The sequence below is a fragment of the Shewanella sp. 10N.286.45.A1 genome (assembly GCF_041470405.1).
GTDB lineage: Bacteria > Pseudomonadota > Gammaproteobacteria > Enterobacterales > Shewanellaceae > Shewanella.
In genome coordinates this window covers 1-20,784 of sequence record NZ_JBFRMK010000078.1, presented here as the reverse complement: position 1 = coordinate 20,784, position 20,784 = coordinate 1, and the positions used below count along the sequence as shown (strand labels likewise).

General features: G+C 43.9%; 22 protein-coding genes. 11 read left to right on the top strand and 11 right to left on the bottom strand.

Annotated elements, in window-relative coordinates; translation table 11 throughout:
* Nucleotides 1–183 (top strand): hypothetical protein (locus AB4238_RS07055; protein WP_372032476.1); only part of this gene is annotated, 183 nt, incomplete at its 5' end.
* A 701-nt stretch (nt 184–884) separates the two neighbouring features.
* Here AB4238_RS07055 and AB4238_RS07050 read toward each other — a convergent pair.
* The 5 genes from AB4238_RS07050 to AB4238_RS07030 form a co-directional block, all read right to left on the bottom strand.
* Nucleotides 885–1,754, bottom strand: coding sequence for a GyrI-like domain-containing protein (locus AB4238_RS07050; RefSeq protein ID WP_372032475.1), 870 nt, complete (start codon nt 1,752–1,754; stop codon nt 885–887).
* An 85-nt stretch (nt 1,755–1,839) separates the two neighbouring features.
* Nucleotides 1,840–2,274, bottom strand: a complete 435-nt coding sequence (locus AB4238_RS07045) for a DUF3859 domain-containing protein (protein WP_372032474.1) — start codon at nt 2,272–2,274, stop codon at nt 1,840–1,842.
* Nucleotides 2,275–2,464: 190 nt separating this feature from the next.
* The gene (locus tag AB4238_RS07040; protein ID WP_372032472.1) at nt 2,465–2,860 is read right to left on the bottom strand and encodes a phosphate ABC transporter substrate-binding protein; all 396 of its coding nucleotides are present in this window, start codon (nt 2,858–2,860) and stop codon (nt 2,465–2,467) included.
* An 11-nt stretch (nt 2,861–2,871) separates the two neighbouring features.
* Nucleotides 2,872–4,116 (bottom strand): hypothetical protein, encoded by a 1,245-nt coding sequence (locus AB4238_RS07035; RefSeq protein ID WP_372032470.1) that lies wholly within the window; start codon nt 4,114–4,116, stop codon nt 2,872–2,874.
* 38 nt (nt 4,117–4,154) lie between these two features.
* A complete protein-coding gene (locus tag AB4238_RS07030; RefSeq protein WP_372032469.1) occupies nt 4,155–5,771 on the bottom strand; it encodes a methyl-accepting chemotaxis protein in 1,617 nt (538 codons plus the stop codon).
* An 824-nt stretch (nt 5,772–6,595) separates the two neighbouring features.
* Here AB4238_RS07030 and AB4238_RS07025 point away from each other — a divergent pair.
* Complete coding sequence (locus AB4238_RS07025; protein WP_372032467.1) at nt 6,596–7,300, top strand: DsbA family protein; 705 nt, start codon at nt 6,596–6,598, stop codon at nt 7,298–7,300.
* Nucleotides 7,301–7,308: 8 nt separating this feature from the next.
* Here the strand turns inward: AB4238_RS07025 and AB4238_RS07020 are convergent, their stop codons facing one another.
* From AB4238_RS07020 to arfB, 5 genes are all read right to left on the bottom strand, one after another.
* Complete coding sequence (locus AB4238_RS07020) at nt 7,309–7,662, bottom strand: hypothetical protein (protein WP_372032466.1); 354 nt, start codon at nt 7,660–7,662, stop codon at nt 7,309–7,311.
* Nucleotides 7,663–7,749: 87 nt separating this feature from the next.
* On the bottom strand, nt 7,750–8,412 hold the full coding sequence (locus tag AB4238_RS07015; RefSeq protein ID WP_372032465.1) for an SDR family NAD(P)-dependent oxidoreductase: 663 nt from the start codon (nt 8,410–8,412) through the stop codon (nt 7,750–7,752).
* Between the two features lie 25 nt (nt 8,413–8,437).
* Nucleotides 8,438–8,893, bottom strand: a complete 456-nt coding sequence (gene accB, locus AB4238_RS07010; protein WP_372032464.1) for an acetyl-CoA carboxylase biotin carboxyl carrier protein — start codon at nt 8,891–8,893, stop codon at nt 8,438–8,440.
* 15 nt (nt 8,894–8,908) lie between these two features.
* A complete protein-coding gene (gene aroQ / locus AB4238_RS07005; RefSeq protein WP_372032462.1) occupies nt 8,909–9,361 on the bottom strand; it encodes a type II 3-dehydroquinate dehydratase in 453 nt (150 codons plus the stop codon).
* Between the two features lie 86 nt (nt 9,362–9,447).
* Nucleotides 9,448–9,870 (bottom strand): alternative ribosome rescue aminoacyl-tRNA hydrolase ArfB, encoded by a 423-nt coding sequence (arfB, locus tag AB4238_RS07000; protein ID WP_371990499.1) that lies wholly within the window; start codon nt 9,868–9,870, stop codon nt 9,448–9,450.
* A 203-nt stretch (nt 9,871–10,073) separates the two neighbouring features.
* Here arfB and AB4238_RS06995 point away from each other — a divergent pair, with 203 nt between their 5' ends.
* From AB4238_RS06995 to AB4238_RS06970, 6 genes are all read left to right on the top strand, one after another.
* On the top strand, nt 10,074–10,433 hold the full coding sequence (locus AB4238_RS06995; protein WP_372032460.1) for an STAS/SEC14 domain-containing protein: 360 nt from the start codon (nt 10,074–10,076) through the stop codon (nt 10,431–10,433).
* A 67-nt stretch (nt 10,434–10,500) separates the two neighbouring features.
* Complete coding sequence (locus AB4238_RS06990) at nt 10,501–10,677, top strand: DUF3012 domain-containing protein (protein ID WP_372032459.1); 177 nt, start codon at nt 10,501–10,503, stop codon at nt 10,675–10,677.
* A 165-nt stretch (nt 10,678–10,842) separates the two neighbouring features.
* Complete coding sequence (locus AB4238_RS06985; RefSeq protein WP_372032479.1) at nt 10,843–11,250, top strand: hypothetical protein; 408 nt, start codon at nt 10,843–10,845, stop codon at nt 11,248–11,250.
* A 345-nt stretch (nt 11,251–11,595) separates the two neighbouring features.
* Nucleotides 11,596–12,915, top strand: coding sequence for a TolC family protein (locus AB4238_RS06980; protein WP_372032458.1), 1,320 nt, complete (start codon nt 11,596–11,598; stop codon nt 12,913–12,915).
* A 40-nt stretch (nt 12,916–12,955) separates the two neighbouring features.
* Nucleotides 12,956–14,218 (top strand): efflux RND transporter periplasmic adaptor subunit, encoded by a 1,263-nt coding sequence (locus tag AB4238_RS06975; RefSeq protein ID WP_372032478.1) that lies wholly within the window; start codon nt 12,956–12,958, stop codon nt 14,216–14,218.
* A 12-nt stretch (nt 14,219–14,230) separates the two neighbouring features.
* The gene (locus AB4238_RS06970; protein WP_372032456.1) at nt 14,231–17,452 is read left to right on the top strand and encodes an efflux RND transporter permease subunit; all 3,222 of its coding nucleotides are present in this window, start codon (nt 14,231–14,233) and stop codon (nt 17,450–17,452) included.
* Nucleotides 17,453–17,770: 318 nt separating this feature from the next.
* Here AB4238_RS06970 and AB4238_RS06965 read toward each other — a convergent pair whose 3' ends face one another.
* Entirely contained in the window at nt 17,771–18,958 is a 1,188-nt protein-coding gene (locus tag AB4238_RS06965) for an alpha/beta hydrolase-fold protein (protein WP_372032454.1), read from the bottom strand.
* Between the two features lie 367 nt (nt 18,959–19,325).
* On the opposite strand from AB4238_RS06965, the gene AB4238_RS06960 reads away from it, so the two are divergent.
* From AB4238_RS06960 to AB4238_RS06950, 3 genes are read left to right on the top strand one after another with little or no spacing between them, the layout of a single operon-like run.
* Nucleotides 19,326–20,087: a cytochrome-c peroxidase gene (locus AB4238_RS06960; RefSeq protein WP_372032452.1), complete on the top strand. Its 762-nt coding sequence runs from the start codon at nt 19,326–19,328 to the stop codon at nt 20,085–20,087.
* On the top strand, nt 20,033–20,344 hold the full coding sequence (locus tag AB4238_RS06955; RefSeq protein ID WP_372032451.1) for a hypothetical protein: 312 nt from the start codon (nt 20,033–20,035) through the stop codon (nt 20,342–20,344). Before AB4238_RS06960 ends, AB4238_RS06955 begins: the two co-directional genes overlap by 55 nt.
* A complete protein-coding gene (locus tag AB4238_RS06950) occupies nt 20,341–20,784 on the top strand; it encodes a hypothetical protein (protein WP_372032449.1) in 444 nt (147 codons plus the stop codon). Before AB4238_RS06955 ends, AB4238_RS06950 begins: the two co-directional genes overlap by 4 nt.

Sequence of the window (20,784 nt, the reverse complement as noted above, 5' to 3'; positions counted from 1 at the left end):
TCTCTCCGCCACATTAAGAAAAGCCCGATATCGAAAGATATCGGGCTTTTTGCTTTCTGCGATTTTAGTATGTGTATGCTGGATAGAACCCTAGGGTTCCTATTGTTTAAAGCCAGCTATCTCTCCGCCACATTAAGAAAAGCCCGCTATTTTTTAGCGGGCTTTTTGCTATTTAAATTTTAAGTTTAATATGCTGGATAGAACCCTAGGGTTCCTATTGTTTAAAGTCAGCTATCTCTCCGCCAGATTAAGAAAAGCTGGATATCGAAAGATATCGGGCTTTTTGCTATCTAAATTTTGAGTTTAATATGCTGGATAGAACCCTAGGGTTCCTATTGTTTAAAGCCAGCTATCTCTCCGCCAGATTAAGAAAAGCCCGCTATTTTTTAGCGGGCTTTTTGCTTTCTGCGATTTTAGTATGTGTATGCTGGATAGAACCCCAGGGTTCCTATTGTTTAAAGCCAGCTATCTCTCCGTCAGATTAAGAAAAGCCCGATACCGAAAGATATCGGTTTTTTGGCTATTCAAATTTTGAGTTTAATGTGCTGGAAAGAACCCTGAGGGTCCCTATTGTTTAAAGTCAGCAATCTCTCCGCCAGATTAAGAAAAGCCGGATGTCGAAAGGTAGCGGGCTTTTTGCTTTCTGCGATTTTAGTATGTGTATGCTGGATAGAACCCTAGGGTTCCTATTGTTTAAAGTCAGCTATCTCTCAGCCAGATTAAGAAAAGCCAGATATCGAAAGATATCGGGCTTTTTGCTATCTAAATTTTGAGTTTAATATGCTGGGAAAGAACCCTGAGAGTTCCTATTATTTAAAGTCAGCGCTCTGTGAACCTTGCGAATGTGAATTTGTTAGCCTCAGGTACTTTATTGACTGTAACGGTTATGGTTTCAGTGCGAAGTAGATATCGGTGATAAGTTCACTTTCTGCAACTTCAGGGAATAAATTGATGTAGTGAAAGAACAGTGGGAAATCGTTGAGGGTTTCACCACTCGCAGGCAACCATTCACGATAGAACTGATAGATCTTGTCGTCCATCTGTTGATGAGAGCCTAAGTGGCGGATCTTAGCGAAGCGACCACCTGGAATGGTCTTAGTAATAACGCCATCAGCATTGGCTTGCACCTCTTTAGCAACTGAACCACAGATATCAAAGTGAAATTGTTCTGCTGGTACACTATTGGGATCGTTATAAGGGATGCCAATAGTCTCACTTGAAGCAATTGGAGACTCTTGACTAGCTTTGCGCCAAGTAATAAATTTTTGGATGGAATTATTTAAGTTGCTGGGCGCGCCATGGTGTTCAAAGACGGCGACCATGGTGGCTGTTCGTGTTGTCAATTCTACTTTCACAGAGTCATTCCTCGTTAGCTGTACCTTGTCATACTCGCTGCTCCATTGTTGCCAATTAGGGGTGAGTCGAAATTGAGACGGCGTTTGTTTAAAGGTTTTCTTAAATGCTCGGGAGAAAGATTCTGAATTTTCAAAGCTAGCATCGAAAGCGATATCCGTTATCGACTCTGTAGTATGAAAAACTAATCGGTATGATGCGCGTTTCAGGCGCATCATCGATATATATTTTCCAACGTTTAAGCCGGTGTATACCTGAAACTGTCGATGAAAGTGGTACTTTGAAAATTGAGCTATTTGGCTCAGCTGCTCTACATCCAGTTTGTCATCTAAGTGCAGGGCTATATAGTCGCAAACCGCGACTATTTTTGCTGAATAGTGTTGCTTTTCTAGTGGGCTCAATTCAATCTCTCCTCAAGTGCGAAGCTATTATTGCAGTGCCCAGGCAAGGTTACCTGACTCAAATTGCTGTTAGAAAATATACTGACTAAAACCCACGGCGTTTCCAGAATGCGCCGATTTTGTCGTCTTCTTCATTCATATGAACTTTAAAGGTTTTCTCTGCAATGACCTTACCCTTCAGCTCAAGTGTCATTCGCCATTTACCGACTTTGTTATGCTCCGGTGCCCAAACGGTATCACCTATATAGAATTTCCAATCGTTGGATTTGACGTAGACTTCACCGTCAAATGGTGGACGAATATCGCCATTTTCATCAGGGATGTCAGGGTGGTAGATACAGTAGCGCAGTATTTGGTTCTTAGCCTTTTTGATTTGAGCGACAAAACCAAATTCAATATCGATTTCGGCTGGAACATGTACTGTAGCTTTAGTTAATTTTGGCAGTTCATCGCTATCTTCATCCCACTTGGTAAAGATCCCGCTACGAATAATGCTGACATCAGGTTTGAGTTTAGACATGGTTGGCTTTGCTTAGTGGGAACATTAGAAGCAAAACATGATACGCATTTTAATTTTGAGATGCATCAGTATAAAAGTTATATGCGTTATTGTTACAAGGTTAAGGAGCCGGAATATTTCTAGCAGTTAATAAAAACCGAGCAGGCTTGCTACTCGGTTTTAAGAGAGGTAAAAACGGCTTACCTTATTTTTAAGGCTTTAAGATCACTTTAACCGTGCTATCTACATCGGCTTCATCAATATAACCAATGGCGTTTGGTGTTGATGCTACAGTTGATTTCATCGCCGCAGCACTGCTCACTTTCGCTGGTGGGTTTCCCTTACCGGTAAAGACCTGTTTTGACCAGTAAGCTTTCAGCTGTGCATCTGACTTATTAGTGACTTTGCTATGAAATTCTGTACGAACGGGGTTGTTCTCGTCGAGCTCGAAAGGAACAAGCGCTGAAGAGCCTTTGCCTAAGAATATCTTTTTAGCATCGGAGGCTGAGATATCAGCAGCACTCGGTGCGCCAATAATGACTACAGCGGCTTGCGCTGAAACGATGCTGGATAAGCTAAGAATAGCGATTGAAAATAATTTTTTCATTAGTATTCTCCTTAAAATACAACGTCGAATTTAATGGTATACACCAATACATCGTCATATTCTTGCATCAGGTTGCTATCGAAGCCGCCAGAGGTATCACCAAAGTCATGAGCATAAGTGATATCGAATTTAACTGCCATATTGTCTAGTGCGTCCCAACGAACGCCACCACTGTATGATGTTCGCTGACCATTAAACAATGCAGCCATCATTGCGCTCTCTTGATCGACAACTTGTCTTTGGTCATCATCTTGAGATTCGTAGTAAGCAGCAGTTGCGTAAGGGGTAAATGCGCCTAAACGGTAGCCTACGGTGATATAACCAGCATCAGAGTCTGTGTATTGCCCTTCAACTTCGACGCGTGTCCACTCAGCCACGGCAAGCAACTTACCATTGTCGTAGCTCGCTCCGACTCCGGTAAAGGTTGCTTTATCATCGTTGAGCTTTAATAAAGGAACTTTAGCGTCAATTTCAATTGGTAGACCAGTAACCGGATCGTTAACTGGGATCTTAACGATATTGAAAATTGCACCGTTAAGTGTTGCTTGACCGTATACGACTCTTAACGTCCAAATTTCATCGGTCCAACTGATGTTGGCACCTAAGATATTGTCAAAATCAAGCTCGAAATTACTATCACTATCTGAAGATTGTCCACCAAATGCTTGCATCGTCAGAGTCGAGTCATCGAACTCTACGTCATAGCTTAGGTCACCACCAGTAAAGCTGGTGAATGGTACTGCGTCATAGACCTCTTCGGGTGGACGTGCGAAAGGTTGAGCATAGCCAACATCTAAATAGTCTGAGTACATAAATAGTGGCAGACGAAGCTTACCACCGCGTGCTTGCAAGCCACTATCAAAACGATGTGATACATAAGCCCATTCAGCTTCTACATCCCAATCATTTTCGCCTCTCATCATTAGTTGCATTACTGCTTGGGTATTGTCAGTAACAGCAAAAGAGCCTTGGAACCCAAGCTTACTTTCATCAGTGAAGTTAGCCGAAGTACTAGTATCTAAGTAGCCTGAATTATTATCAGCAGTAACGTAGGCCATGCTCATAAAGCCATTGAACTTAAAGCGCTCAGAGATACTTGCCGTTTGTTGCTTTTGTAATGCTTTTACCTGTTGCTCAAGTTGAGCTATTTTCTGATCACTAGTCGTGTCTGCTGCAAATGCATAAGAAGGCAAAGCCATAGCAATTGCTAGTGGTAGCGCCTTGAGAGAAAAATTAACGGTACTACTCTTGTTCATTGTTTATCCCTATAACGATTGTTTTTTGTTATTAATAGCTAGACTTTGAATTGTTCAGTGATCGCACCTAGCTGATTACTGACCTTTTCAATGTCATAACTGATCTCACCGAGTTCATCTGATGTGAACTTGACTTTTTCTGAGTTAGTTTCAATTTCAGCAACGTATTGTTGAATGAGCAGTGAAGTGTTGTGTTGCTCTTCAGTCGCGGTAGCAATTTGTTCATTGACGACCACGATAGCGCTGACTTTATCGGTAATACTGATCAGTGCATCTCCGGCCAGTGAGGTATTTCTCACCCCTTCATCAGCAGTTTCAATGCCGCGTTGCATGGCATCTACGGCTTGGGTTGAAGTTGAGCGGAGCTCTTGCAGAACTTGCTGGATCTCTTCTGTGGAGGTCTGTGTTCTTGAAGCCAGTGTTCGCACTTCATCGGCGACGACTGCGAAGCCACGACCTTGCTCACCAGCTCGAGCTGCTTCAATCGCTGCATTTAGAGCAAGTAGATTCGTTTGTTCAGCAATACCGCGGATCGTATCTAGAATGTCATTGACATTATTAGTAAATGCATCGAGCTGATTCACAACAACGGCAGTTGTTTTGACCTCCTCTGAGAGGCGATTGATGGTGTCGATGGCATTGGAAACAACTATTTGGCCACGTTGGGCCTCACTGTTAGCGGTTTCAGCTTCTAAAGAAGCATTACTGGCATACTCTGCAACGTGTTTAACTGTTACGAACATCTCTTGCATAGCTTCTGAAATTTGCCCTACAGAACGAGCTTGCTGGGTGACAATTAGTTCACTGTTTTTACAACTGCTTAGCAGTGTATTTGATACTTGACCTAAGTTTTCTGTGGTGGACTTGGTATTTGCGATAGACGACTGTAGTTTTGAAACAAACTGATTAAACCAATGTACTAGTTCCGCTATTTCATCATTACCGTCATATTCTATTCTGGCGCGCAGATCACCGTCACCTTCAGAAATATCTCGCAGCGATTTTGTTACATTATTAAGAGTAATAATAATTGAGTTGTTTACAAAGTAACCTACGATAAATAGAAATAGTGAGGCTATTAATCCAGTTGTAACCATCACCGTTGATGCGATATTTGAATTTTCTAGTGTATTTTCGATTGATTCTGTAAATTGCTGGGTAAGCTTAGTGTTTTTAGATTGGAACTGTTGTAACACTTCTTGATAACGAGTTGCATTTCTAGCCGCTTGATTCTTGATCAAGTTTAGGTCCAAGTCATCTTTTAAAAATTCATGAACTAATAACTTTGCATTTTCATGGTAAATTTTAAGGTTCTTTTCCATGTCTCTTGCATGAGTTGTTTCTTCTGGCAAGTCCTGGCTTATTTTATTTAAGTTGGAGGTTATTTTTTCTACCATTTTCTCAACAGTAACAAGTGATTCTTCTTCTCCTGTAGTGACCGCTGATTGAATCGTCTGCTCAAGTTGAATGACTAAGCCTTCATTAATTGTGGCAAGCTGCAATGCTGGGAAAAGCTTGTTATTCAGGTGGTTAAGTCTTTCTGCGTTTTCTTGTACACTTTGATTGTTAATGACTAGCGAGAAAACAAAAGAAAAAATAGCAACTAAGGTAAGTAGTATTATTCTATGCTTTATCTTGAATGAGCTTAATTTCATATTTAGACCTTAGAGGATGCTGGTGTTTTAAATGATTCTTGGGTGGTTAAGTTTTAAGATTTTTTAATCTTAAACTTTATTTTTGTACGGATTAAAATAAAGTTGTTACTCAGTGTTTAGTTGTTTGTTAATGCTGTATTACCGCTTTTTTTGTTTGGTTGTTTGGTGTTGATTTTTTGTTTGGATTATAATCCTGTTTATTGTGAGTGTATATTTAAAAATGCTTCTCTCTAATGGATTTATTTGTATTCGTTCTTTTTGTTTTTATTTGAGTTGATGGTTTTATATAAGTTTAAATTTAAATTATTTTTATTTTATATACTTTGTTGGTTTATAGTTTTGTGTTCTTAAATAAATTTAGAGCTTTTACTCCTTTATGTGTTCTCGGCTGGTTTTTTGCTCTGGTTCATCCCTTCGTGAGGTGGGGTTCCATGCAGAATGTTGCATTGTTACCTGATTACCTGCTCATCTAATGGCCGCTATTACTGAAGCCTTTAACATGCTGCGCTGGATATTTTTCGGTTTACTCTAGCGCTTAAACACTGAGATCGCTGTGATAGAGACTCACTCTGAAGAGAATGCATTGGATGATGACTTTAGGGATGAAATGTTACCAGCAGGGCTATCATCTTAAACCTTCTGACTTGTAGCTTTTTTTAGTCAATGTTAGAGAACGTGAATATTTCGATACAGTATAAAACACTGTTTGATTGGACATTATTAGTGAACAAGGTAATCTGAGGTGGTTTTTATACGAAGGGACAGTCATTTGATGATGTTTCGGCAGTATGAGGGTGAATCCATCAATACTGTGGCTTATATCCATGCAAGTCCCTCAACTTTCAATATTGATTAATGATCAATTTACTCTGGGTAATGTCGACGATATGAATCTTGCAACGCTATTTTATGTTTATGATCCTATGTGCAGCTGGTGTTGGGGTTATAAGCCTACATGGACATTCTTGGAGGAGCAGCTTAAACAGCAGTTCCCGCAGCTTTCTATAGAATATCGATTGGGCGGGCTTGCAGCTGATACAGATGAACCTATGCCCGAAGAGATGGAAGAGTTTTTACAACAGACATGGCAACAGGTTTCACAGCAATTGGGCACAGAGTTTAATTTTGATTTTTGGGCAAAGTGCCAACCAAGACGTGCTACTTATCCTGCTTGTCGCGGTGTATTGTTGGCACGAGATAAAGGCTTGGAACAGCAGTTTTATCAAGCAGTGCAACAGGCGTATTATTTGGAGGCTAAGAACCCATCAGATGATGACACACTAATCAATATTGCAACTGAACTTGGTATGGATAGTTCTGCCTTTGCCTGCGCGTTAAACAGTGAGAATACTCAACAATGTTTGCAGCAAGAGATTAATCAAACGCGTCGTTTACCTATCCAAGGTTTTCCCTCGTTAGTGATGGCGTTAAATGGCGATCTGATATTAATTGAATTGGATTATAAAAATGCGCAAACAAGCTTTAAGCAGATAGAAAGCTTAATGCAAGAAGCGGTACTCGACGCTTAACCCCATAGTTACTCTATGCAGCTTACTTGATGTTCTCTATTAATGGTGAGCGTTAAGACTTTCATATATTGGTCGTGAGTGACGTAGCCACAACGACCATTAATTTGTTGTTCAGAAGATAACCTTACTCGGTAGCTATATTCACCGTCAGCTTGTTCTGTGCTGTGGTGAATTCGCATGCTTTGTGATGGTTCAATACTGTCGAATACAAGATTGTTATTAGGAAGGCTAACTTCGACACGCGTTAGAAGTTGTCCTGACTCATTATTGATTTTGACACTAGGCATAATAAAAAAGTAAGCGTGGTAGCCGATAAACAAGCACAGGGCAGTAAAAAGAGAAAATATAAGGGGGTTTCGCATAAAGCTCCTAAATGAATAGCAACATAGTTTGATTATAGAAAACCGTTCAGCTTTTATTTGCTCTGTTTAATATTGCTTTTGGTATTATTAGCCTCGATTAATGGTGATGTCAGAAACATAACCATGCTCGGTCGCTATTAGCGCTTGCTTGAGCATTATTGCAGCCTCATCAGCACTCATAAAGCTATCGGTATTGAGGCTTTTGCCGCTGGTTTCCCAAAAAGAGGTCGCCATACCGCCAGGGTATACCGCGATAATTTTCATCGGTAGCCCTTTTAGCTCAAGCCTTACCGACTCAACAAAACCGCGAACAGCCCATTTGGCGGCGCAATATGTCGACTCATGCGCTTTGGCGATTTGTGCAGCAGTCGACATCACCATGACCACAGTGACAGGCTCATGTTTATAGCGTTTTACTGCCTCCCTCAGCAGCATAATTGCCGAGGTGATATTGTTGTTGAGAAGATCTTTAATAGCGACGGCAGACTGCTGTTCAATCGGACCGAAGTAGCCACTACCTGCACAATGAATAATGGTCGAAGGGGGGTGGGCTAGTGAGTCAAACAGGGACACTACTGATTGCTCATCAGTTAAATCGCAGGCGTACGTATCTATTTCGCTTTCAACTGATGTTGCAACTGCCTTTAGGCGTTGCGGATTACGACCGCTGATGCAAACAGGCATCTCTTGGCTGTAGATTTTTGCTAATGCGGCACCTAAACCAGAACTTGCACCAGTGATTAGAATCATTACGGTTTAACCTCTTAAAACAAGTTTACTCGATGACTAAGATTGCTTGCTCGAAATCAATCTGTTCGCCATCCTCAATTAATAGTGCGCTAATGATGCCACTTTTGTCAGCACTGATGTTATTCATCATCGTCATGGCTTCAATGACACACACTATGTCACCTTGCTGTACTTGCTGGCCTATTGTACATAGCGGTTTACCTGTACTTCTATCAGTGAGGTAAGCGGTGCCTACCATTGGCGATAATAGTTTATGGGTATCGGCTTCATCGCTAGTGCTGCTGTAATTGTTCATGCTTGGAGTTGCAATGGCGGCTGCAACACTGCTAGCAGGTGCTAAATAAGTTTGCGCTCCGGCTTGCATAGGCACAGGGCTGTGGCGACAAATACGTACAGACTCTTCGCCCTCCTTGATCTCTAGTTCAGCAATATCCGATTCTTGAACCAGCTCTATCAACTTCTTTATTTTACGAATATCCATATTAACTGGCTGACCTTATTTCTGTTTTGTAGCGTTCAGTTGGGCGATCACTGATTGCAGCGCAAATTGATACCCCTGAGCACCTAGACCGCAAATAACACCAACGGCTTTGTCTGAAAAGTAGGAATGGTGACGAAAAGGCTCACGGCTATGGACATTAGATAAGTGCACTTCAATAAACGGAATTGCAACGCCTAACAATGCGTCACGCAGTGCCACGCTGGTATGGGTGAATGCCGCTGGGTTAATAATGACAAAGTCGGCATCAGTGTTGTGAATCGCCTCAATCAATAGGTGCTCGGCATTTGATTGGATATGCTCGAGTTGTAGATTAGCATCTGCAGCTTGCTGCTTTAAGTCATTAACAATTTGCTCAAGGGTGTGATGGCCATAGTGGCCAGGCTCTCGGCGACCTAGCAGGTTCAAATTAGGACCATTAACGAGTAATACTTTTGCTTGGTTGCTCATGAAAAATTCCCTTGGATAAATCGTTTAAGATGAACTAATTTCAACAAAAAATCACCCTGTTGTCGAACTCAGAATTTGATAGTTAATTAATAACCGCTTTTGTTCTGTCTTAGGGCTTTGGTTGCCCCTTTCTGTTTTTTTGCATCGACTCTACGTCGTTGACTGCCTTTAGTGGGTTTGGTGGCGATACGTTTCTTTTGCACTGCCGATACACTGGCGACCAAGGCGATAAACTGCTCAAGTGCAGTTTGACGATTAAAATCTTGGCTGCGACTTTGTTGGCATTTAATGATGATTTTGCCGCTCTTAGTGATGCGATGATCAGCTTTGGCGAGCAGACGTGCTTGGTAAAACTCAGGCAAAGAGGAGTTTTTTATATCAAAGATAAGCTGGGCAGCAGTCGACACTTTATTAAGGTGCTGGCCTCCTGCGCCACTTGAACGGATAAATTGCCATTCCAGCTCGCTATCTTGAATCGAAACTGAGTTGGATATTTTTATTAATGCCAATGAATAATGCCCACTGTATAAGGTTCATTTCAAGACAAAGCCGATACTGCTAAGCTTGATGAAGGTCAATGTTAACAGACTTTAAGCTAAAATAAGGGCTTAAGCCGCTTTTCCTTCAACATTGATTTGCTATCATCAAGCAATTATCGATTCGACTTTCTATATAAGAGTCTAGTAGCTAGGGTCTAGGAGTTAGGGTATATATGCTGTGTAAAATTCCAGATATCACTAAAGGCGTCATTAGTTTATTTGCCAGTGGTCGTTTGTCGACTGAAGATTATGGTCAAATTCTGCAGCCGATGATTGAAAAATACCAAGATAACACCGGTAAGGTGTGTCTATATGTAGAGGCAGATGTGTTGCTCGAAGGTTGGGAGCATCAGTCGTTAGCGGGCAGCGGTGAGGTGCAACTACCTAATTTTGAAGCCTTAGTGCTTGTTGGTGGACCCGATTGGTTTGGCAATGCCGTTAAGTTGCTTGGGCCATTTATGCAAGGCGAAGTCGCTTGGTTTCCGTTAGAGCAAAAACAAGATGCCATTGACTGGATTGCGGGACGTACCTAACTCGTTAATTTTGGGTATACTAGCGGCAAAGTGGGTGCTTTACCCCATCTATAAAAAGGATTAACAGATGTCTTTATCAAAATTGTCAGCCGTAAGTTTGGCTTTAGCATTAGCGTTGGGAATGACTGCTTGCGCTCCTGAAGTAGGCAGTGAAGCTTGGTGTAAACAGATGAGTGACAAGCCGTCTGGTGATTGGAGTACTAACGAAGCGACTGATTACGCTAAACATTGCGTATTTAAATAGCCATTAGCGGCTAGCGTTATGATCAAGTTCACTCAGTGCAATTTAAACATTGCGCCAAGTGAACTTTCAGATATTATGCGAGTCATATTGGCTACAACCATATGTTTTAGTTTTAATTCTGTAGGGTGAAACTTGCGTTTATTTGCTCCCCAAAATCTTCTAAAGATGGCAACAGTGCTTATCGCTATTGTGCTCCTGCAGTTTTCAGGCGGCAATCTTGGCGCGCACCAATTGCATTTAGGAGATCACGAGGAGGAGAGTGAATCACATCCACATATCCAGTTTACTGCTGATGTCACCACCTTTGCTCAGTGCATCGGTGACTGTACTTGCCCGCTGGAACTGCAACAGAGCGAACAAGCTGACCCGATAAAACATGCACATACCATTGCTAAAACTGAGTCGCAGAATTTCGATCTGTGTCTAGATTGTCCCTGTCATGGTGGTCATGTTACCGCTATGGCTATTGAATCAATAACACCATCTGTGCCTGTTGGTGATCTAGTTGTTAGTGTCGACAAACAATATCTTCCTCCAGTTCAACTGCAAGATTACCGCCCCCCAATCGCTTAACCCTAACAGCATCAGTATCTTTACAGCCTCTGTTGAGCTTACATCTTGATGATGTTTAGCTGCTGCACTGTTGTATGAGATCTTTGCTGAATCTTTAGTTTCTAATGAGTATGAATAAGTCGCAAGTGAGTTGTTGCAGCGACTGCTGTGCAGCTAACAGTAAGTGCTTATCCATACTGCTCTATAAAGATTGATACAGGCTGTCAAAGACCACAGTGTCTTAGGCAATCTGTATGACATTCGGCCGAAACACGGTTTTGATTAACGTACCGATGAGTTTGTGTTCTTTATGCATACTTAGTAGGGCGTTAGTGGAAACGTGTTGCCGGATAGATAGGATCCGCGATGAAAAAAACCATGATCGCCACTGTTTTGCTCGGCTACTTGGCCAGTAATGCTATTACTTCACAGGTAATTGCAGCAGAAACAGACATAATGGCAGCAGTACCTTCAGTAAGGTTAAACCCATCCAATACTGGCGTTGCACAGTTTAATGACTGGTTGCCAGAAGTGATGCTGCGTTTTAACACGCTTCCAGAAATCCAAGCGCAAAGCGCACGTCGTCAGCAAGCTGAATTAAATATTCAGGCGGCTGACAAAGCTGTTTATAACCCTGAATTGGGTGTGAACTATCAAGCCAATGACTCTGAAGAGTCGGACGACACTTATACCCTCGACATCAGTCAAACCATAGATTGGGGCGATAAGCGTGGCGCTGCCACACGTATGGCACAGCTTCAAAGTGAAATACTACTGTCTGATATGACGCTAGAGCGCAGTCAAATGTTGGCCGAGCGTCTACAAGCATTGGCCAGCCAAGCTCAAGCTAAAAAGGCGTTGCAGTTTCAACAGCAACAATTTGAGCGCGCTAAAGCGCAATTGGATATAGCACGTCAACGGATGGAGGTCGGTGATATATCCACTGTTGAGCTGCAGTTAATGCAACTTGAACTCGCCAATAATGCTGCTGATTATGCTATTGCAGAGCAAGCATCAATTGCCGCCGATGGTGCCGTACTTGGCTTGTTTGGCGATATTGAGCTGCCATTTTCAGACTTTCTGAATGCGCTTAGCGCCCAAGCTAGTCAGCCTGAGGTTTCCCCTGAACTACCCGCGCTTAAAAGTGCCTATCAGCAGGTGTTGATTGCGAAAGTCGCTGCCAAACAAGCCAAAGCTGATAATGCCGCCGACCCAACGATTAGTTTAAGTGCTGAGCGAGAAGGTGAAGACAACAAAGTCGGTGTTGGCATTTCCATTCCATTGCAATTTAGAAACAACTACAGCGAAGTTATCGCTGTGGCCAATGAAGATATTGCAATCGCAGAGCAAACTTACCTCGCCAGAGAGCGGGTGTTATTACAGCAGCAAAAGCAGTTTAGCCTGAGCTTACCTAGGCTGAAGCAGCGCTATCAGGATTGGCGTGAGTTAGTGCTTACTTCTGCTGGTGAGGCCGCTAAGAGCTTAGCTCTGCAATGGAAAACAGGTGACATCAACACCAGTGATTACCTGCAAAGTCAAAGGCAGATGAGCAGTAGCTATCTTGCAGGGCTTTCGTTGGAATCCGCTCTGTATGAGAGCTGGTTAACTTGGATGGGAGCAAGTGGTCAGCTTGAGTCTTACCTTAATAACCAACTTGCACAAGCCGCGCGCTCTCAAACTAAGTAAGGGTTAGATAATGATAAATATTAAAACAGACATCATCAAAATGAATAGCATCAATTCGGCAGCATATATGAATACCTCAACGAATAAAGATACTCAAAAAGCGGTCTTCGGATTTAACGCAATCACTCGAGCCATGAGTTTTGGTTTGATCATGGCATTTAGCAGTGCATTAGTGATGCCTATAGTCGCTAACGCGAGTGAAGGCCATGATCATACGCAGGAGCTGCCAGCTAAATCAGAGGTGATAGAGGATGACGGTCATGGTCATAGCGCTGTTGCAGAAACTGCAGAGGAGCACGGACTTGACGCACTAACGTTGACGGCGGAGCAGCGCGAGCTAGCAGCGATAAAAGTGGTGAATTTAACCGAACAGAACTTTAGTTTAGAAGCCGTCGCGACGGCAACTCTAGTTGTTGATCGTGACCGCACCATTACGATAGCTCCACAAGTTGATGTGCGAGTACAAAAGCGCAATGTGGTGCCGGGTCAGGAAGTAAAGCAAGGCGATGTGCTGCTGACTCTTGGTGGCGTTGCAGTTGCTCAAGCCCAGGCTGATTATATTAATGCAGAGGCTGAGTGGAGCCGAGTCCAGCGTATGAGCAAAAGCGCTGTGAGTGCTAGCCGCCGACTGCAAGCACAAGTTGATGCAGAGCTTAAGCGCGCCACTCTAGAAGCGATGAAGATGACCCCCAAGCAAATTAAAGCGTTGGCTTCAAACCCTGAGAATATCGGTAGTTACCAATTACTCTCGCCAATTACCGGCCGGGTTCAACAAGACTTGGCCATGCTGGGACAAGTTATTGCTGCTGGTACTGCACTGATGCAACTCACCGATGAATCACATCTTTGGGTACAAGCAGAGTTAACGCCTACTCAAGCGGAGAAAGTCAGTATTGGTAGTAAGGCGATTGTTAAGGTCGGTAATAAGAGTTTAGAAGCTAAGATTATTGGCCGTTCCCATGAGCTCGACAGTGTTACCCGTACCGAGCAGATTCTGGTTAGCTTCGAAAATGCAGGTCATGTACTGCACGCAGGCCAGTTTGCTGAGTTGTACTTACCTGATGCCCTGCAAGGTGGAGTGATTCTGCCTGATGCTGCCCTCACGCGTGGTGGCGATGGTGACTGGCAGGTGTTTATTGAAGATGAAGATGGTTTTGAAGCCCAAGAGGTTGAAGTGGTTGAGCGTCAACGTGGTATGAATTTGGTTCGCGGTTTGGCCGTTGGCACTAAAGTGGTGGTTTCAGGCGCGTTCTTTCTAGCGTCTGAGCAAGCCAAATCTGGCTTCGATATTCACAACCACTAGGAGGCAATCGCTATGTTACAGAAATTAATTGACGTTGCGATCCGCAATCGTCTGATGGTGGTGCTCGCGCTAATTGGAGCTGTAGTCGCCAGTGCAGCAATGTTGCCAAAACTTAACCTTGATGCGTTCCCTGATGTGACGAATGTGCAAGTCACAATCAATACTGCCGCTGAAGGACTTGCGGCTGAAGAGGTTGAGAAACTCATTAGTTACCCTGTTGAATCAGCCATGTACGCACTGCCATCGGTGACTGAAGTGCGTTCACTCTCGCGTACTGGTTTGTCGATTGTGACTGTGGTATTCGCTGAGGGCACGGATATCTATTTTGCTCGCCAACAGGTGTTTGAGCAGTTACAAGCTGCAAGAGAGATGATCCCAGACGGGGTAGGCGTACCTGAAATTGGCCCAAACACTTCTGGTTTAGGGCAGATCTATCAGTATATTTTGCGGGCAGAGCCGGGCTATGGCGTTGATGCTTCTGAGCTAAGAAGCCTCAATGATTATCTGGTTAAGCTCATCATGATGCCTGTTGGCGGCGTGACCGAGGTGCTGTCGTTTGGTGGTGAAGTGCGTCAGTACCAAGTGCAGATCGACCCAAATAAGATGCGCAGTTATGGTTTATCAATGGAGCAAGTCACTAATGCGTTAGAGAGTCACAACCGTAACGCAGGTGGTTGGTTTATGGACCAAGGCCAAGAGCAACTTGTGGTTCGTGGCTACGGTTTATTGCCAGCGGGTGATGCAGGTTTAAAGGCGATCACTCAGATCCCACTTACTGAAGTTGGTGGCACACCAATCAGGGTGAGTGATATTGCGGCCGTCGAGTACGGCAGTGAGATCCGTGTCGGTGCCGTTACCATGACCCGCCGCGACGATGCTGGTAATAAGCAAGTGTTAGGTGAGGTTGTGGCTGGTGTGGTGCTTAAACGCATGGGTGCTAATACTAAAGCCACCATTGATGATATCAGTGCTCGCACTGCATTAATTGAACAAGCACTACCTGAGGGGGTGTCATTTGAGGTGTTTTATGATCAAGCGGATCTGGTTGATAAAGCAGTAGAGACGGTGCGCGATGCCTTATTGATGGCATTTGTATTTATAGTGGTGATCTTAGCGTTATTTTTGGTCAATATCCGCGCTACCATGTTGGTTCTACTATCGATTCCGGTATCGATTGGTCTGGCGTTAATGGTGATGTCTTACTTTGGTATGTCAGCAAACTTGATGTCACTTGGCGGCTTGGCGGTGGCAATAGGTATGCTAGTGGATGGCTCGGTAGTGATGGTTGAAAATATTTTCAAGCACCTTACTCAGCCTGATAGACGCCACCTAGCTGAGGCTCAAACCCGTGCTTCAGGTGAGATAGACCCACATCATGCCGATGAAGATGGTGCAGACGCCGCAGAGCGCAGCGGGATAGCGATGCGAGTCGTGTTGGCGGCGAAAGAGGTATGTAGCCCTATCTTCTTTGCTACTGCGATTATCATCGTGGTATTTGCGCCACTTTTTGCCTTGGAGGGGGTTGAAGGCAAGCTGTTTCAGCCGATGGCAGTGAGTATCATATTGGCGATGATCTCTGCGTTGTTAGTGGCACTTATTGCGGTGCCTGCGCTAGCGGTCTACCTGTTTAAACGCGGGGTAACGCTTAGAGAAAGTGCGGTGCTTAAGCCGATTGAAGCGGGCTATCGCAAATTGCTGACAGCCACCATGGCAAGACCGAAAGTGGTGATGCTGACTGCTGCAGTGATGTTTGCCATGAGTATGGCCTTACTGCCAAGGCTTGGCACCGAATTCGTACCGGAGCTAGAAGAAGGGACGATTAACCTGCGGGTCACTTTAGCACCAACTGCGAGTTTAGGTACCTCTTTAGATGTTGCCCCTAAGCTTGAGTCAATGTTGCTTGAGTTCCCTGAAGTCGACTATGCACTTAGCCGTATTGGTGCGCCTGAACTAGGCGGCGATCCTGAGCCTGTGAGCAATATTGAGATCTATATTGGTCTTAAGCCAATAGATGAGTGGCAGCATGCTGAAACTCGTCTAGAGCTGCAGCGAAAAATGGAGCAGAGACTGAGTATCTATCCTGGTCTGCTGTTTACCTTCTCCCAACCGATTGCGACTCGAGTTGATGAGTTACTGTCTGGGGTAAAAGCTCAGCTAGCCATTAAAATATTTGGAGCAGATTTAGATGTATTGTCTGAGCGTGGCCAAGTGTTAACCGACTTAGTCGCTCAAATTCCAGGTGCGGTGGATGTTTCATTGGAGCAGGTGAGCGGCGAAGCTCAGTTGGTCGTTCGCCCCAAGAGAGAGCTATTAGCGCGTTATGGGATCAGCGTCGATACTGTAATGAGCTTGGTTAGCCAAGGCGTTGGAGGCGTAAGTGCTGGGCAAGTGATTGATGGTAACGCGCGTTACGATATCAATGTACGTTTGGCCGAAAAGTATCGCAGTGCACCTGATGCATTGCGTGACTTGCTATTGACTGGTGCCAATGGCGCGACAGTGCGCTTAGGTGAGGTGGCGGACGTGGTTATCGAGATGGCACCGCCGAATATTCGCCGAGATGATGTTCAGCGCCGAGTGGTGGTACAGGCTAATGTTGCAGGTCGTGATATGGGATCGGTGGTTAACGATATCTATGCCGTGGTTCCTCAAGCACAATTACCGCCGGGTTACACTGTGGTGGTTGGCGGTCAATATGAGAACCAGCAACGGGCGCAACAAAAGCTTATGCTCGTGGTGCCTATTTCTATCGCACTTATTGCACTGCTGCTGTATTTCTCGTTTGGTTCGATAAAACAGGTCGCATTGATTATGGCTAACGTGCCGTTAGCACTCATTGGCGGTGTCGTTGCCTTATATGTCAGTGGAACTTACCTTTCGGTGCCAAGTTCGATTGGTTTTATCACCCTGTTTGGAGTTGCTGTACTCAATGGTGTGGTGCTGGTGGATTCAATAAACCAACGCCGGGCTAGCGTAAAAAGCGAGTCAAATACAGCGCTGTATGATGCCGTTTATGAGGGGACGGTTGGGCGCTTGCGTCCCGTGTTAATGACGGCGTTAACCTCTGCATTAGGGTTGATACCTATTCTTATTTCATCAGGGGTGGGCAGTGAAATTCAACAGCCTTTGGCGGTGGTGATCATTGGCGGTTTGTTTAGTTCAACAGCACTGACGTTACTGGTGCTGCCCACCCTGTATCGCTGGTTATACCAAGCTCGTGCTAGTAAAGAATAGCAAACACAGCGTAAGCGCCCTATATCCTCAGTGGTTAGGGCGCTACAGTTTTTCTTGGGCAGGGCTGCTTAAGGGGGCTAAAGTCGTTATTCAGCATTAGTCTGCCTGAATAATCTATTTAGCTTTTATGGTTACGGTTGCTCGCCATGAGTGTTTGAGTCTATTGACTAAGAGGTTGCTATAAAAGTGCGGGTTTGCTTTTGCTACAACCTAGGTGCCTAACCGACTTAATCATAAACTTTTGCTATGGCGATTCAATTTAGTACGCGGAGCAGGACTGCTCCGCTTTTTTATGGCATTTGGCGTGCCGCTGAAGCGTTATTTTAGCTCCCAAACTTCCCAGCTTTCGAATTGATATTTATCTGCTAATGCCAGCGCTTTTTTATAGTGCTGTGCCGCTTGCTTTTCATCACCCTCAGCTTGGTAGTAGACGCTGAACTGTCTATGCCAATTAGGGTTGAGCTCACCTTCTTTACTGACGTTTTGCAAGACGGTTTTAGCATGTTGGTTATCGCCTTTTTTGAGTAGCCCTTTTGCAACTTCAATGCTGACTATAGTCAAAGACTCTGGAAAGCTGGTGTTGATCGCTTTGAGTATGTCGTCGACTTTATCGACCTGCTTTGACCAAAATATGTATTTGGCAAATTGATAAGCTTGTAACCATTCAAACTGAAAACCTGCCCACTGTTTTTGTAATGCCTGAAAGTGTTCGATTACAGCCTTGTAGTCACCAATTTCTAGCATATCGGTGCCATCAGTGGCGTAGTTTGGCGCTAAGAATTGTAAGCCATCGTATAACGCAGGTAGTGCCGTGGTGAAGTGATTCTCTGTGGGGTAAGACTTGAATTGCCATTGTAGTGATTTATCGGCAGAAGCTTCAAAAGCCGCAGCAATCTTATCGACTCCCATATCTTCTTCACGAGCAACAGAGAAAAACAGTGGGGCAGATAGTTTATTTTGTTGTAACAGTGACTCAATTTTACTCGCCACGCTGTAGTCATCAAACCAAGCGCTAGGGCTCATGGCAAGGTAAGCATTAAACGGGCTATCTTGCTGCATCATACTGTAAAGCGTAAACAAGCCTCCAAGTGAGTATCCGGCGAGTGCTTTCTGGCTGTTGCTTTTGAACTCTTTATCTATCAGCGGCACTAGCTCGTTAGTGAGGTAACGATGAAACTCTGCCGCACCGCCAAAGGCTTTATCTTCTGTCGCCCAAGTCGTAGTGTATAGGTAGTCATCATCGCCTTGATTCGCGACACCTACCACTATCATCGGCGGTAGTTTCCCCATGCGTGCAAGGTGTTTTACCAGCGCCGAAACATGCTGAAACTGAAAGTCTGCATCAATAATATACAGAGTCGGGAAATGCCTATCGCTGGCATAGTAACGCTCAGGAAGTGACACCATAAAGCGCCTTTCCTGTTTTAAAACACTTGATTGGTGCGTGTACTCGTGAGCACTAACAATGGCGCTATGCTGTAGTCCTTGCGAGGAGGCATTAGCCATAACCTGGCTGTTTATTACTAGTGATAGCAGCAATATTAATAGATATTTCATAAGGTATATAACTGTTTTCATTGTTTTAAATTCTATTGATGTTTGCGTGGTTTATTCAGCTTAGCAGTTTCGCTTAGCAAGGAAATATCTAGAGGGTGAAGTCTTTGTAATCCTTGGTGAAGCTTCAGTGAAGCTATGAATCTAAGCACACTTAGCTAGGCATTGCCTCTTAGCTATTCAAGTAAAGAAACTGTTGATGTAGGGAGAGGTGGTCAATTAATCATTGCACTGAATATTCGCATTATTGAATGCTTTAACTAAATTGAAAACTAAATGCAGCGAAGGATTGCCGCATAAACTCACAGGGAGGTTAGCCATGATATTCAAATATCGCTGGGTGATAGCGACATTGATTATTTTCGGTTTCAGCGTATATCTATTTCAACAGTCCAAACAGCACGCAAGCCTTGTCAAAAGGGTTGAAATTGACGAAGGACACACTCAATTATCACAAGATAACAGCATACTTGATCAGACCTCGATTGCTGCTGTTCCCACCTTTGTTTTCGAACCCGATAAAAAGCCTCACATTATCCTCGGGCTAAGATTATTTTTAGATCCTCAGTTATCTTCGAATGGACAAGTTAGTTGTGAGTCTTGCCATCATATCTATGACAATGGTGCTGAAGATATTGCGGTCTCAACAGGAGTTAAAGGTGCGGGCAACCGAAACTCGCCTACGATGTTCAATATTGGGTTGAATAGCCGATTTTTCTGGGATAGACGCGCAAATAGTTTGTATGAGCAAATCGACGGTCCTATTCATAATCCATTAGAGATGAACAGTAATTGGGACGATATCGTGGCTCGATTGTCCAACCAAGCCAGCTACCGGAGTGCTTTTGCTGAGCATTATGATGAGGGCATTACAGAAGACACGATTAAAGATGCATTAATAGTTTTTATGTTGCAGCTCAATACTCCAGATGCACCGTTTGATAAATACTTGCAGGGTGATACCAGTGTTATGTCCTCAGCTGCAGCTTTAGGTTGGCAAAAGTTTCAGTCGTTAGGATGCATTCATTGCCCCAAGGACGTAATGTCGGTGGCAATCTGTTTCAGAAGTTTGGCAGCGTAGAGTCGGTGGCGGCGCTGAATGCAGATCTTGGCCTTAATGATAAATATGTATATCGAGTCCCGAGTTTACGCAACGTTGCGATAACCGCTCCCTATTTTCATGATGGCCGTGCTCAGAGTTTAGAAGAAGCCGTTTTGGTGATGGCTAAAGTGCAGCTTGGTAAAGATCTCGAAGCTACAACGCTAATAGAGCTTGTGGCGTTCTTAGATTCTCTTACCGCGCCGAAACCTCCGGTTCTTAAGGAATTAAATCGATGAACGCTTTAAGTTATAAAACCAGTACTAACTGTTTAGTTCTGTTGGCGACACTAACAGTATTGGTGGTTTCAATGTTGATCGCTAAAGTTTATATCGTGCAGCAATATCAGCATGCTTATACCGAGTTGAGCCATAACATTCTCTCTGTACGGGACGATGTTTTCAAAATGGAGGTGAGCAATGGCTTGGATTACGATGCTATTTCTGGTGCGCTAGTAGGGACAGAGAGGCATGTGCAACAGCTACAAAAAAGTTTACAGCCGGAGCACCTTTCTATTGTGCAGTGGCTGTTGTTAAGCAATCCACAAATATCAGGGCATGCCAATCGATTATCGGCTTCAGTGACAACTTTGGTAACAGATCTTGAGACCATATTAAGGCTCAAAATTTCACAGGAATACTCGAACCATACCATTATACTAATTGCATTAAAAGTTTGA

Excerpts from the sequence above, each read along its gene's own strand:
- AB4238_RS07020 (WP_372032466.1), bottom strand. The coding sequence starts at position 7,662 with ATGCGAAACCCCCTTATATTTTCTCTTTTTACTGCCCTGTGCTTGTTT.
- AB4238_RS06965 (WP_372032454.1), bottom strand. The coding sequence starts at position 18,958 with ATGGCTAATGCCTCCTCGCAAGGACTACAGCATAGCGCCATTGTTAGT.
- AB4238_RS07040 (WP_372032472.1), bottom strand. The coding sequence starts at position 2,860 with ATGAAAAAATTATTTTCAATCGCTATTCTTAGCTTATCCAGCATCGTT.
- AB4238_RS07030 (WP_372032469.1), bottom strand. The coding sequence starts at position 5,771 with ATGAAATTAAGCTCATTCAAGATAAAGCATAGAATAATACTACTTACC.
- AB4238_RS06995 (WP_372032460.1), top strand. The coding sequence starts at position 10,074 with ATGCTGTGTAAAATTCCAGATATCACTAAAGGCGTCATTAGTTTATTT.
- AB4238_RS07045 (WP_372032474.1), bottom strand. The coding sequence starts at position 2,274 with ATGTCTAAACTCAAACCTGATGTCAGCATTATTCGTAGCGGGATCTTT.
- aroQ (WP_372032462.1), bottom strand. The coding sequence starts at position 9,361 with ATGAGCAACCAAGCAAAAGTATTACTCGTTAATGGTCCTAATTTGAAC.
- accB (WP_372032464.1), bottom strand. The coding sequence starts at position 8,893 with ATGGATATTCGTAAAATAAAGAAGTTGATAGAGCTGGTTCAAGAATCG.
- AB4238_RS06975 (WP_372032478.1), top strand. The coding sequence starts at position 12,956 with ATGAATAGCATCAATTCGGCAGCATATATGAATACCTCAACGAATAAA.
- AB4238_RS06950 (WP_372032449.1), top strand. The coding sequence starts at position 20,341 with ATGAACGCTTTAAGTTATAAAACCAGTACTAACTGTTTAGTTCTGTTG.
- AB4238_RS06985 (WP_372032479.1), top strand. The coding sequence starts at position 10,843 with ATGGCAACAGTGCTTATCGCTATTGTGCTCCTGCAGTTTTCAGGCGGC.
- AB4238_RS06960 (WP_372032452.1), top strand. The coding sequence starts at position 19,326 with ATGATATTCAAATATCGCTGGGTGATAGCGACATTGATTATTTTCGGT.
- AB4238_RS07025 (WP_372032467.1), top strand. The coding sequence starts at position 6,596 with ATGCAAGTCCCTCAACTTTCAATATTGATTAATGATCAATTTACTCTG.
- AB4238_RS07035 (WP_372032470.1), bottom strand. The coding sequence starts at position 4,116 with ATGAACAAGAGTAGTACCGTTAATTTTTCTCTCAAGGCGCTACCACTA.
- AB4238_RS06970 (WP_372032456.1), top strand. The coding sequence starts at position 14,231 with ATGTTACAGAAATTAATTGACGTTGCGATCCGCAATCGTCTGATGGTG.
- AB4238_RS06990 (WP_372032459.1), top strand. The coding sequence starts at position 10,501 with ATGTCTTTATCAAAATTGTCAGCCGTAAGTTTGGCTTTAGCATTAGCG.
- AB4238_RS06980 (WP_372032458.1), top strand. The coding sequence starts at position 11,596 with ATGAAAAAAACCATGATCGCCACTGTTTTGCTCGGCTACTTGGCCAGT.
- AB4238_RS07015 (WP_372032465.1), bottom strand. The coding sequence starts at position 8,412 with ATGATTCTAATCACTGGTGCAAGTTCTGGTTTAGGTGCCGCATTAGCA.